We start from the raw sequence: 11,332 nt of genomic DNA on the forward strand, positions 1-11,332 counted from the left end.
TCAGGTAGTGCATTATAGGAATTTATTGGGAATCCTAAGGATGTTTAAAGGATTCCCGTAAGGATTCCATTGTATATTATTCTTCGTCTGCTAGCAGCGCCTGAATTTCAGCAACAACCTTCCGCAACTCACGCCCTGCCGGTGATGCCCTGCCGTTTTTGATCTCGGTAATCCCCTGTCCGGTCCGTAAACTTTCCTGGAACCCATAGCGTCCGGTACGGTAAGGAAGACGGTTGTTAAGCAGCTTCATATGGCGGCTTTCTGCTAGCTGGTTTTCCATTTCAGGAAAGTTCTTTTTGTTTGGCGGCGTCTTGCATAGCAGAACGTGAGTGACCAGCTCAAAACCGATTTTTTTGCTGATATCAGCCAGAACGTGATCAAAAGAGGCCAGGCCAATAAGCTCTGTCGGGCTGTCGTTCGCAGGAACAATTACCAGATCAGCAACTGCAACAACAGAACGGGTAAGCTCGGAGTCAAAGCCACCGCAGTCAACGTAAACCAGCTTACCCGCTTCGTCACGCTCCCGGATGTAGCTCATCAGCTCTTTCGAATTGTTGAACGTTGATACAGGCCATTGCGCGTCATCCGGGCGCATACGGTTAAGAATGCTAATCCCCTTATGAACATCGATATCGATAACGTCATCAGGGCGCAGCTCACCGATAAGGTGAACTGACGTCGTTGTTTTTCCGGTGCCGCCTTTGTTGTGTGCTGCTGCAATAACTGTCATGTCGTTTTCCTTTTCTGCGTTGCGATAGGGATATATTACATAATCCTTTTGGATGTTCAAAGGATTTATTAGGGATTTCCCTAAGATTCCCCTAAGGGTTCTTTGTCGCGGTGCAAAAAAAAACCGAACACTCAGAGAGTGTCCGGCTGATCAGGCGTTAACCTGTGTTAAACCAGCTTGATAAACTTCAGGTAAGCCCTGATGCCGTCAGCCTGGTTTTTCCTGTCTGCTTCCACAAAAAACGCTTCGAGCGCCAGTAACGCAACGTGAAAAGCCTGGTCGCGGGTGCGCTCAAACACAGCGGTAAGCACATCGAACGTCAGCGCCATGCCTAGCTGATGGTTGTCTATCGACACCGAGTAGTTACCGATCCTGATGGTAAACACCCGTTCATCTGCCGGACAGAAGTAGAAACCACCGTTGCTGAGTTCCATGAAAGACCAGCCTTGACGGTGAAACTCAGGCAGACCGGTAACGTACTTATCAAACAACCGGTGTATCAGCATTTCCAGCATTACGGCCTTACCGTTAATGCAGCTTTTCAGCCTGGACTCAACCGTATAAAGGTAAAACTCATCGCTGTTAGGGATTGCGGAAATTTCAGGGGTTTGGGTTTTCATACTGGCTCCTGACGGGAACCATATCGCCAGCGGCGATACAGTTCGCCGTAGCTTGAAGGGATTGAAAGGTGCGTTACAACCGGCTATCACGCACGTTGACCGGTAGCCTTATGATAACAATCAATGGCACTACTCACCAGGACAGGGCAGGGGGGGCATTTTGCAATCATATCTGCGACCGGCGCCGCCCAGCTCGCGCATCATCTGATAGCAAATTTTACGGCCAGAACGCCCTGCAGGACGCTGAGGTGATAGCAATTCAGGGTAACAGCAGCGGATTTTCTGGCGGGTATGAAAAGCGGATTGTGTGATTTAGGCCAATTCCGACATCCAGCGCGAACACGCGCAGATAGTGCTGGGTGCTTTTAAAATCCTTATGCCCCATGTACGCCTGCAACGTGACCGGCAGCGCCCCGTTCATCGCCAGGTGCATGGCGAACGAATGCCGGAAGGTTTTCGGACTGATCAGGGGAATGGTGAATTTCACGCCGCGCCGCTCGCACTCAGCCAGGGCGTTTTGCAGCCAGTGCCGTGCAGTGTCGTCGGTTATCTCCCATACCGGCTTTGTGCGGTGCCGTGTGAAGGTTGCCAGGTGATCCCGCAGCCGCATAACAAACGCCTCATCGAGCAGCGGCACGGCGCGTTTAACCGGCTCTCCCTTGCGCGGGCGTCCGGGCCGGGGCTGCTGTCGCTGTTTCAGCGTATACAGCACGACATACGGCCTTCTGGCATCGAGGACAATATCAGCCGGGGTGACGGCTAACGCCTCGCTGATGCGTGCGCCGGTGTTCCAGAGGAAATCAAACAGTATCCGCTGACGCAGATCGCCTACGGCATCGAGCAGCACGCCGATTTCAGGCGCAAGCAGGTATTTCGGATAGCCGGTTGTCTCGGCGGCAAGATCGCGCATGGCGGCGGCGAGAGGGTAATCCATACCAAACCGCGCTGCCGGTGTTCCGGGCGTCGTGACAACGCTACGTGAAATCTGAGGGATTTCGGGGGGGAAGTTACTCAATTTTTTAAATCTCCGCACCACATGCCTGTTACGTCTATTTTGACGTAAGCAGGCGAGCAGTGCGCGAAGAAAAACTCCGCTGGCGGTAAATCACATTCGGGGAAACCCTCCGTTACCGGAGTTTTACCGAATGGCGCAGCGGGGAAACCGGCGCGTTGTGCCCTGGTGTTGGCTCGCCGGTTCCCCCGCACCCATTATATGTAGTATCGGCAGTATCTGATGAAACCACAACATATAGTGATCAGTGCCGCAGCGATGCAGGGCAGGTGGCGATTCGGTGTTATCGGGGTTTTACCGAATGCGGGGAAAAGGAGTCTCTATGGAACAGACCTTTCAAACTTTGGATTTCGTGAAATATCTTCCGGCTGGCCTAGCGCTGCTGCTCTGGCTGTTTCACTGGCACACCCGGCATACCCTTAGCGGATATGAAAAGATGAAAGAGTCAAAGCAATGGCATGATTTACCGGACTTAACGCCAGCGCATACCCAGGAAGCAACCCTAGATTGCATGATTGATGCAAAGTCCGAGTTGCTTTCTTTTTCATTCCTGCTTTCGGTTGCAATGTCGCTGATAGCGGCGGTGTCTGTATTGCTGCTCAGGTAATCACAAGCCGTCGAAGCTATCATTGCGCGAATTTACAGGGAAAAAATGATTTAATAAGCCCTGCTAAACAATCGGGCAAAACAGGAGGCGGTAAGGTGCTTGATACGCTTTATGACGGAGTGAATTTTTTCCAGGCGTGTGTGTATGCAGTGATCATCTGGGGGGCGCTCTGTGTCGCGCTCTGGTTCAACTTTTTCAGTGATGCGCGTCACGGCGGCGGCCTGTCAGACTTTATCGACATATTTCCGCAGTGGCTGGTTTATGGCGTTATATCGGCATGGCTGATTACAGGGACGTTCCCGTTTCTTAACTATATGGCAGATAAAGAACAGTTCGGCAGCGTGGTAGGACGTGCCAGAGAAATGGGCCTCTTTGACGAACGGCCCTGGTACGGTGTCGGCGGCTATCAGTTTCTGGCTGTGGTACTGGTCCTGCTGATCAGCTACCTTTACCATCGCTATGTTGTCGAATGACACAGCCGTGAGTGAGATTTCACGCGTTTAACATGCCGCTACTGAAGCGGCTTTTTAATGCCAGTAATACAGGGGTTTCACTAATCAGCGAAAAAGGCGCTAAAGCTACGCCTGTCGGCTGAGTTAAGGCTTCCTAATACCGTATTGGGTTGACGTATTCGTCAATAGCGAGTAATATTTAAACCGTAGTTAGTGGCGGTAGGAAAATCCCCACGTAAAAAACCCAAATTCCTTGTTTGTTGTGGCGGTAGGAAAATCCCCACGTAAAAAACCCAAATTCCTTGTAATAACTACCCTAAAAACCTCGACAATGTCGGGGTTTTTTTGTATCCGGTGAAGGGCGATCATGGAACTTAAAAAGTTAGATAACTCGTTTTACACAGACAACCCTGTAGTGCTTGAGGCGCTCGATTTTGACACCTCTAACCGGGTATGGATGGCTGGCAATAAGGTTCGCGGTCATGGCATCGTACAAATTGAGCTGAACGGATTAGTTTTTGCTATTCCGGTTCGCTCTAACATTCAGCATGATGCGAGCCTTATTCTTGAGGTAAATCGCGACCGGAACCGGCGTGTTAAAGGCATGGGGCTGGATTATACAAAAGCTCTGCTGATTAGAAAGCCCTGCCATGTCAGTAGTGATCCCTTCCTGCTGAAAACAAAAGAAGCAGGCAGAAAGCTACAGGGTAAGGAAGATCACGTAACCAAGCAGTTTACTCGGTACGTGGAAAAGTATGTAAAGGCTGTACAGAATAAAGACAGAAACATCCTGAACAGCGCTGATTACAGATTCACTACCCTTATAAATTACCACACTGAATTAGGCTTGCCCTGAATGATGTAACGGATTCGGCAGAATAGGGGTTTTACCGAATGCGCCGCAGAAGGGCGTAAAAAAACCGCCTGGCGGCGGCTTAATCGCTTTGCGCGTTACAGATCAGGCGTGAAGGTTTCTATCATGAACATAATCCACGCAACCAAAAGCAGGCCAGCAATGACGACGACAGCGGCAAGCTTTGCGTAAAAGTGCCAGGCCGGGACGGGCTTAGCCCATATATCCCTGTGGGCGGTTGAGCCTGATCCAGAGCCTGACAGTGATTCTACGAGTAGTTTGATTACCGGCAGGGCGCACAGTGCAAACAGCGCCAGCGCGAACAGATGAGTACCCCATTCCATAATGTCACCTCTCAAAGCGGCGGTTATTCTGCTTCCAGCTCGGAAAGCTGGCCTATTGTGATCTCAGTGAGGCCGGTATCAGCAAAATGTCCTTTCCCCGACTCCATATCAAAGTTGCCAGCCGTGAACTGGTGAACGTCACGCCAGATTACGAAGCAGGTAGGGCAAGTGATTGGCAGCTCGCCTTCAGCCAGCTTTTCACAGTTTTCAATCACTATGCCCTGTTCGTTACGACTGATATTGTAGCCGCTTGTGCAGAGCGTTTCATAGCCGTGCGCCCCGGTGACAACATGTGTTGCAACCCTTTCTCTGACCGTTCCGTTCACTAATAGCTGTTCGCATGTCGTGATAGTTCGCATGTCTGGCCCTCGGCAATTTGATAGGTGTGTACAGATCTTACCCCATCATATTCGGGCCAGCCAGGACAAACAGGAGGCCGTGAAAGAAGCGTCTATCAGTCGTCCTCATTATCTAACGGGCTTATAACAGGTACACCATGCTTTGAAAGTAAGTCCTCAATTGCCTCATCGAGTAAGCGACTTTTAGGGATGCGGGAAGTTTTAGCCAGTTCATCAAAAAGTGGCACAAGACGGTTATCAAGAGAGGAAGTAAAGCGGCGACGGTTCTTTAAATAGGGTTCGGCCATGTCATAACTACCTTTAGTAAAAGACAGGTAGTGTAAGGTGATGGCAGATAGAATAAAGTGGTTGCAGATAGGCACTAAGTGGTTGCACATAGTGCCTATATAGTGCATAACTAAAGATGCCAACTGGCACCAGGGAATTATAAGAAAATGATGTACCTTTTAAGTCGCCTTGTGGCGACTTTTTTTATATTTATTTTCTTTGCGATGTCTAGTTAAAATCATGATCGTACACAATCCAAATTATCGATCAGTCTAAGCCTGCGTTGCTTTCTGAAAGTGTTCATATGCAAAGTTGAAAGCAGCGTTTTCCGTATCAAATGTTTTATCCGTAATACTTTCCCAATCATTAGTCCACATGTATCTAATACGCCACCCGTCAGTAACAGGCCAGATGATATAATGTCTGCTGCAATCATAATCCATGTTATCGGATTGCATTCTTTCACCGCTTTCCAGCATGTAAAATATGGTCCCACCTACAATGAATTTTCTCATCACAACTCCGGCAGAAAAAAGGTTAAGCAAGTTTACGCGATTTTCAGAGTTGAGAGGGATTTAGATACCATAGACGATTGATGTGGTAGTGCCTGTAAGCCGCGTTAGAGAAGGGCATCACGCGTTTACCGGTGCTACTCAGTTCGATCATGGGTAAAGGTTCAGGTGTAGAAGTGGCAATGTTCAGGCAGGGTGTTTATGCCAGCGGGGTTCTGTAGGTAGCAGCATCACTCAGTGCCGAACAAAAGGGTTTCGAGCTGGTAATCACATATATCAATAAACCCCTCTGATGATGTCGTTTTTGCTTAAAATATAATCACTCTTTCGATGTTTTATATGATCTGTATCGCATTAAATAAGGATGGCTAAAATAGATAAAGTTTTTATCGTCAGAAAATACAATCAAATCTGTTTGTATTCACTTAATTGATTGGGTTATTAATAGCATATCGGCATCCTAATATTAATAACCTAAATAACTTGCGATCAAATTGTCTTTTTACAGAAACATCTTAATGCATATTAAACGCTTGATTGAATAGCGGTTACATATCTTGTTGTTTAAGAGGCTCTTTGCTAGTATCTGTTTTACCGGACAACGTGCGCTATAACCGGTTGCAACGCACTCTTTAATCCTTTCTGCCAGAGGCTTCTTCATGTTGCCTCTCAGGCACATGAAGATTGCCCTAAAGGTAATCAATCATGATCGATAAAATCGAAAAAGCTTTCTATGAGTTCAATACCGCAGTTAATGTTGAATGTGTTAAACCTGATATAACATCACCGGTTGTACATCTTCAATATAGTGGTACTGAGTCATATTCTAATCTCGAAGCTTACTTAAGCGAACGTAGATTTAATCTACAAAAACTAAACCTTGATGATTGTACTGATTCGACCAATCTCAAAAGAGCCTGGTTGTTTGATCGTGTAATCATTCATGCTTGCCTGTACCCGCATAGCAGAACTGCTGACGTGACTTTCTTCATTGTCAGTAATGACGCGCTACTTCACCTCGATATCGAGACAGTAGTTTTGCAGTACAGAAAACACTTAGCTGATAAAGTTAAGTGATCGTGGGGGATTGAGCTTATGCTCAATCCCTTTTTTCTTTTTGGGGGCCGGAGAACTGAGGGGGAAACTGCCGCTGACGCATCCTGGATGAGTGCGGCACAATGCCAAAAGAAAGGTCTACAGACGTCTACCGGAAGCGTTAGGCATCGTTTTTAGCGGCGGCAGCTAACTTAGCTTCAAAAGTCCTCAGAAGCCGTCCGGCTTCACTGACCTTAGTGGCAAAATCTGCCCTGAATTTGTTCAGGGGTTTAAACAGCTCTCTGCGCTGCTTGAAGTAGTCGCTCTTTGTGATGCTTCCAAACTGGTAGAGTTTACGCAGCTCTGTATGAGCCTCATCGCATAGAAGGTTTACGCGGATAAACATCAATACAGGCGGGCAGGGTAGAACAGAGATATGCATTTCCGTGGTCTGCATAAAAGCAGAAACATCGATAAGACTGCTTATCGTGTTGTCGCGGTTGAGGGATTTTAATTGCTTAATTTGACTTAAGTAAAAATCAAGTAGGATTTTTAGATCGCCCTCAACCAAAGGGAGATTTTTCTGATAGTAATATGAAAGAGTAAACTGACCTTTATTAGCGTACTTTTTCATATTAGACAGGGTAAAAGCTCTGGCGAGCCAGTAGGTGACCTTTGTTCCGCAAGGAATACGGCTTATAACATTTTCTTTGTTATAAGAATCATCCCACATAAGCACATTCACAATATCGTGAAATGCCAGGGGGATCTTAGTATTCGTAATCATGATTTTGATTTGTCCTTAATTACTGATATCAGATCATGGTTGGTGGTTAGTCTGGTTTCAAATCCCGTAAAAAAAATAGCTATATCAAGGTGATAGGGATAATTCACTCTGTCATATTTAATGAAGTTAAGTGCTGCTTCCTTGTATTCACTTATATTCCTTGCGTTAACCAAATTCAAAACAAATTGACACTGTTCAGGACTGCCATGTTCAGCAGCCCATGTTAACACAGCTTCAAAATCAAATTCTTTATGATTTTGAACGCTTTTGCGCTTAGCAGAAAAAAATTTAAGCCTGGCCTGATTATATTCAAAGGCACCAGTAACCGGATCGTCACAACGCACCCCGATAACGGGGCGCGTGTCGAACGATAATTCCCATAAACCAATTTCAGGAATAAAGATATAATCGTTTTCAGTAGCCAGCCTAAATAATTTAGCCATTGTCATTATTGTCATTAGCGACAACATCTTTTGATGACAATTCTTCAAGCCTGTTTTTAAGCAGTAGCTCAATATCCTCGTCGGGATTATTCATATCTTCTGGATTGAGATCCAAAAGCTCAAGAATTGCAGAGTACTGTGATTGAGTAAAAGCGACCCTGTAGACTGGCTCTTTTTCTGGTAACTGGCGGCTACGCGTAAGCAGCTCATTAATTACTTTCTTAGCCTGCTCACCCCCTTCGCAACGTTGGCGCAGCTCCTTAACATCTTCATCTGAGACTTTCATCAGTTTGCTGAGAAGATTTAAGTCATTGATGTAAGATTCCTGCACAATTTTCTGCTTAGGTTTAGAGAGGCGGAAGACGCTCATATACTTGCTAACGACAGTTTTGTTCGAAAGGCCATGCACGGCAATAAGTTGCTCAGTAGTCAGGCCGTTGTCCTTATCTGTCTTGATAGAGAGCGCCCTCTCGAAGATGTTTAAATCTCTGTGTAGGGAGTTCTCCGTAGCATGGTCAAGGTGCTCAATGGTTTTATCGTCATAGTTTCGAACTTCGCATTCGACTTCCATATCAGGATCGATTTCCGTGCCAGCTCTCCAGCGATTTTCACCTTTAAGGATGATGTACTCATCAGGTGTAGAGGAAGCCTTAACCACTAAACGCTCACGTATTCCATAAAGCGAGCCATTAGGAAGAACCAGACCGATAGAGGCCTTCAGTTTCTCAATGTGCTCTCTGGCTGACGGGCTTTCGAAATCCCGGCGATCCTGCTTCTTATTAGGAACGCACTGCGATAATTTCAGTGTGATAATTTCTGTCATTTTTTATCCTTTTTAACAAAACTCGAAATCAAGTCATCTTGTGACTCTTCTACAGTTCTGCTTTCAGGTTGTTTTTCCGGCTTCGCTTTTTCAACGTCTTCTAAAGCGACTTGCTGGATTTCCTCCTGATAAACAGAGTGGTCAGGCTCTATACTGTCATTAGCCATTTGAGCTTCCAGCATTGCTATAAAGTCGGGATCACTGGAAGGATCAAAAGCAGAGGGTGATGAAATATCGTCAGTAATGGTATCAGTTTCATCAGCAGGAGCACCACCCTTATGTTCATTATTTACTATTACTTTAGCTTTTGCTTTTTTTGATGACTTTTTGTTTTCAAAATCAGTATCAGCTACGTGGCCGTTATCATTTTTTTCAGCAACGGGTAACGGTGATTTTTGGTTTACCGGAATCCAGCTAGTGAATATGTATTTTGCGAGTCCTTCATTATTCATGAAGATTCCGACACGTTTGTTGAGGCTCAGAATACTGTTGATGCTGATGTAGGTTTCAGCTTCACTGCCAATCATTCGATTGCCAGACCAAGACTCAGCACCGAAACCATCCGTATCAACGCCTTCCATACGGGTAATGTTCTTCTGAATTGTACCGGTATTGTTAGCAATCCATTCAGCAGTATCGTAGCCGCATTTATAGGAGATTGTGACAAGAGTATTGGTTTCGACCTGATTTTTTAAAGCTTCTTTATCGACAGTTTGATCAGGCACGTTTTTGATATCATCACGCTCTTGATATGCCAGAGCCATATTTGCTTCTTTAGATAATATTGTCGCCAGAGCACTGGCGACAGTAGCTGATATACAAAATTTTGCTTCATCAAGACAGGTGAAAACATGACTGGAATGTCTTTTGTTAATGATGCAATCTTTCCATTCAACCAGAAGCGCAGAGCAGACGTCTCTGATTAAATCGTCATCCTGACGACCTTTAACATATACAACAGATCCTAACTCTAATTCTTTCTGTACATTGAAACCTTCACCCTTATTAGTAAATAAGTGAGGTAGCAACTTCCATTCATCTAAACGAGTGCGAATGTTAATAGTGTTTTCGAAAACCCACTGGCGCTTATTATCTGGAATGCTGCTATCTTTACCATTAAGGAGTTTATCTAAATGTCCAAGCGTTCCATCCCAATAATCAGATAGGAAAGTCATAATTTGACGGTTAATATTTTTATAATGGTCAGCATCAGTACCCTTACCAATAAGTCCGAATACTTTATTAAAACGCTGTAACCGTTCTCTTAAAGGGCCATATTCAAAAGGTGAGTATTTACCTGTACTTTCTCCAGTTAAATCAAGTACGACAGGTGCGCTTCTATTCCATTGTTTGCAGGATTCAACTAAGACAGAATATATAAAGTCATCAGGCTTCTGGTCAAAGAACCATGCGCCCCAACCTTTCATTATTGCCTGATCTAAAAGCACCTGCTGAATTACACCTTTCCCAGTTTGAGTAGCGCCAAGTATTTTCAAGTTTTTAGATTTAAATTCTGAGTCTTCCATATATATAGGTTGTTCATATTCATCTAATCCCATGAATACATAACCATCTTTATAGTATTTTCTAACTTCAAAAGTTTTACTTTTATATGCTTGATTCTCTACTCGTATGTCTGACAGTGAATCTCCTGTCTGAGAAACGCGATACTTTCTTTTAAAAGCAGAAAGACGCGGTTTGACATAGCGCCTATGTATGAAATGAAAGAAATAAGGCATCAGGAATACGGTGATAATCGAAATAATAGCACTGACGTTTTTCACCTTTGAAAAAAGATTCTCGTATACCATTCCCATGTATTGCAAAGCACCGTCGCGGCCTAACTGCATAGCTGCGACGATAATGACGTATGCATTTAACAAAACTAAAAGTAGCAGATAACCTACAAGTAATTTAGTTCTCATATGCATCACGATGTGATCCCAGGCACCAAGATCACTTTTTTTCGTCACATGCCCGCTAAAAGTAAATTGCATCAAAAAAGCTAATATTAGTAACGCTAGGTATGTAAGGTTGGGATATGCATTTTCATAAACCCACCTCAATAACTCTATATTATTTGTCTTCATATTCATGCCTGTTTTCAGAGTCAAATTCTTGTAAATACTTACACAGCTTAAACATATGCGCCCCTTCCTTCAAAGTTTACTCCGCGTAAACTTTACGGGAAAAGGCTAATGAGGCTAGTTTACTCCGCGTAAACTTGACTAAATTTTAACCGATTTTGCGGTTCAAATATTAGCCATACTGCCTATTTTACTCCCTTATTTATTCCATTGCATTGCATAGAGAGTAAAATAGGCAGTAAAATTCAAAGTCAAGGGCATGTTTTGATGGTCTTTATCTAAAACGCTTAGGCGTTTTAGATGCGACTATCAAAACACATTGCGGGGATGATTTCTGGACGAAATCAACCCCTTAGGGATTCCGCTCGCCGCTCCACCCCCTTCTATTTCGGCCCGGCTGG

14 protein-coding genes are annotated in these 11,332 nt (G+C 44.9%); 4 read left to right on the forward strand and 10 right to left on the reverse strand.

All coding sequences use genetic code 11. The features are described from left to right. Window positions 1-76: 76 nt before the first annotated feature. From AAGR08_RS23800 to AAGR08_RS23810, 3 genes are all read right to left on the reverse strand, one after another. Window positions 77-730: a ParA family protein gene (locus tag AAGR08_RS23800; protein WP_345831066.1), complete on the reverse strand. Its 654-nt coding sequence runs from the start codon at window positions 728-730 to the stop codon at window positions 77-79. Between the two features lie 167 nt (window positions 731-897). Beyond that, entirely contained in the window at window positions 898-1,350 is a 453-nt protein-coding gene (locus AAGR08_RS23805; RefSeq protein WP_345831068.1) for a hypothetical protein, read from the reverse strand. Window positions 1,351-1,609: 259 nt separating this feature from the next. Beyond that, on the reverse strand, window positions 1,610-2,365 hold the full coding sequence (locus AAGR08_RS23810; protein ID WP_345831070.1) for a tyrosine-type recombinase/integrase: 756 nt from the start codon (window positions 2,363-2,365) through the stop codon (window positions 1,610-1,612). 319 nt (window positions 2,366-2,684) lie between these two features. Here AAGR08_RS23810 and AAGR08_RS23815 point away from each other — a divergent pair, with 319 nt between their 5' ends. The 3 genes from AAGR08_RS23815 to AAGR08_RS23825 all read left to right on the forward strand — a co-directional run bounded on the left by AAGR08_RS23815 (window position 2,685) and on the right by AAGR08_RS23825 (window position 4,277). Beyond that, complete coding sequence (locus tag AAGR08_RS23815; RefSeq protein ID WP_345831071.1) at window positions 2,685-2,969, forward strand: hypothetical protein; 285 nt, start codon at window positions 2,685-2,687, stop codon at window positions 2,967-2,969. Window positions 2,970-3,064: 95 nt separating this feature from the next. Next, complete coding sequence (locus tag AAGR08_RS23820) at window positions 3,065-3,442, forward strand: hypothetical protein (protein ID WP_345831073.1); 378 nt, start codon at window positions 3,065-3,067, stop codon at window positions 3,440-3,442. A 346-nt stretch (window positions 3,443-3,788) separates the two neighbouring features. Further along, window positions 3,789-4,277: a hypothetical protein gene (locus AAGR08_RS23825; RefSeq protein ID WP_345831074.1), complete on the forward strand. Its 489-nt coding sequence runs from the start codon at window positions 3,789-3,791 to the stop codon at window positions 4,275-4,277. A gap of 95 nt (window positions 4,278-4,372) precedes the next feature. Here the strand turns inward: AAGR08_RS23825 and AAGR08_RS23830 are convergent, their stop codons facing one another. The 3 genes from AAGR08_RS23830 to AAGR08_RS23840 form a co-directional block, all read right to left on the reverse strand. Then, entirely contained in the window at window positions 4,373-4,618 is a 246-nt protein-coding gene (locus AAGR08_RS23830; protein WP_345831076.1) for a hypothetical protein, read from the reverse strand. A gap of 23 nt (window positions 4,619-4,641) precedes the next feature. Next, window positions 4,642-4,977: a hypothetical protein gene (locus tag AAGR08_RS23835; protein WP_345831077.1), complete on the reverse strand. Its 336-nt coding sequence runs from the start codon at window positions 4,975-4,977 to the stop codon at window positions 4,642-4,644. 95 nt (window positions 4,978-5,072) lie between these two features. Beyond that, on the reverse strand, window positions 5,073-5,264 hold the full coding sequence (locus tag AAGR08_RS23840) for a ribbon-helix-helix domain-containing protein (protein ID WP_345831079.1): 192 nt from the start codon (window positions 5,262-5,264) through the stop codon (window positions 5,073-5,075). A gap of 1,197 nt (window positions 5,265-6,461) precedes the next feature. Here AAGR08_RS23840 and AAGR08_RS23845 point away from each other — a divergent pair. Continuing rightward, on the forward strand, window positions 6,462-6,833 hold the full coding sequence (locus AAGR08_RS23845; protein WP_345831080.1) for a hypothetical protein: 372 nt from the start codon (window positions 6,462-6,464) through the stop codon (window positions 6,831-6,833). Between the two features lie 139 nt (window positions 6,834-6,972). Here the strand turns inward: AAGR08_RS23845 and AAGR08_RS23850 are convergent, their stop codons facing one another. The 4 genes from AAGR08_RS23850 to AAGR08_RS23865 are packed head-to-tail and all read right to left on the reverse strand — an operon-like array spanning window position 6,973 to window position 10,934. After that, the gene (locus AAGR08_RS23850) at window positions 6,973-7,578 is read right to left on the reverse strand and encodes a hypothetical protein (RefSeq protein WP_345831081.1); all 606 of its coding nucleotides are present in this window, start codon (window positions 7,576-7,578) and stop codon (window positions 6,973-6,975) included. Further along, the gene (locus AAGR08_RS23855) at window positions 7,575-8,021 is read right to left on the reverse strand and encodes a hypothetical protein (RefSeq protein ID WP_345831083.1); all 447 of its coding nucleotides are present in this window, start codon (window positions 8,019-8,021) and stop codon (window positions 7,575-7,577) included. The genes AAGR08_RS23850 and AAGR08_RS23855 overlap by 4 nt, the downstream gene beginning before the upstream one ends. After that, a complete protein-coding gene (locus tag AAGR08_RS23860; protein ID WP_345831085.1) occupies window positions 8,014-8,844 on the reverse strand; it encodes a ParB N-terminal domain-containing protein in 831 nt (276 codons plus the stop codon). Before AAGR08_RS23860 ends, AAGR08_RS23855 begins: the two co-directional genes overlap by 8 nt. Then, window positions 8,841-10,934, reverse strand: a complete 2,094-nt coding sequence (locus AAGR08_RS23865) for a triK protein (RefSeq protein WP_345831087.1) — start codon at window positions 10,932-10,934, stop codon at window positions 8,841-8,843. The genes AAGR08_RS23860 and AAGR08_RS23865 overlap by 4 nt, the downstream gene beginning before the upstream one ends. Window positions 10,935-11,332: the final 398 nt, after the last annotated feature.

The sequence above is a fragment of the Pantoea sp. BRR-3P genome, from assembly GCF_039621635.1.
In the GTDB taxonomy this organism is placed as follows: domain Bacteria; phylum Pseudomonadota; class Gammaproteobacteria; order Enterobacterales; family Enterobacteriaceae; genus Pantoea; species Pantoea floridensis.

Excerpts from the sequence above, each read along its gene's own strand:
- AAGR08_RS23865 (WP_345831087.1), bottom strand. The coding sequence starts at position 10,934 with ATGAAGACAAATAATATAGAGTTATTGAGGTGGGTTTATGAAAATGCA.
- AAGR08_RS23830 (WP_345831076.1), bottom strand. The coding sequence starts at position 4,618 with ATGGAATGGGGTACTCATCTGTTCGCGCTGGCGCTGTTTGCACTGTGC.
- AAGR08_RS23800 (WP_345831066.1), bottom strand. The coding sequence starts at position 730 with ATGACAGTTATTGCAGCAGCACACAACAAAGGCGGCACCGGAAAAACA.
- AAGR08_RS23840 (WP_345831079.1), bottom strand. The coding sequence starts at position 5,264 with ATGGCCGAACCCTATTTAAAGAACCGTCGCCGCTTTACTTCCTCTCTT.
- AAGR08_RS23845 (WP_345831080.1), top strand. The coding sequence starts at position 6,462 with ATGATCGATAAAATCGAAAAAGCTTTCTATGAGTTCAATACCGCAGTT.
- AAGR08_RS23860 (WP_345831085.1), bottom strand. The coding sequence starts at position 8,844 with ATGACAGAAATTATCACACTGAAATTATCGCAGTGCGTTCCTAATAAG.
- AAGR08_RS23815 (WP_345831071.1), top strand. The coding sequence starts at position 2,685 with ATGGAACAGACCTTTCAAACTTTGGATTTCGTGAAATATCTTCCGGCT.
- AAGR08_RS23805 (WP_345831068.1), bottom strand. The coding sequence starts at position 1,350 with ATGAAAACCCAAACCCCTGAAATTTCCGCAATCCCTAACAGCGATGAG.
- AAGR08_RS23855 (WP_345831083.1), bottom strand. The coding sequence starts at position 8,021 with ATGGCTAAATTATTTAGGCTGGCTACTGAAAACGATTATATCTTTATT.
- AAGR08_RS23825 (WP_345831074.1), top strand. The coding sequence starts at position 3,789 with ATGGAACTTAAAAAGTTAGATAACTCGTTTTACACAGACAACCCTGTA.
- AAGR08_RS23835 (WP_345831077.1), bottom strand. The coding sequence starts at position 4,977 with ATGCGAACTATCACGACATGCGAACAGCTATTAGTGAACGGAACGGTC.
- AAGR08_RS23850 (WP_345831081.1), bottom strand. The coding sequence starts at position 7,578 with ATGATTACGAATACTAAGATCCCCCTGGCATTTCACGATATTGTGAAT.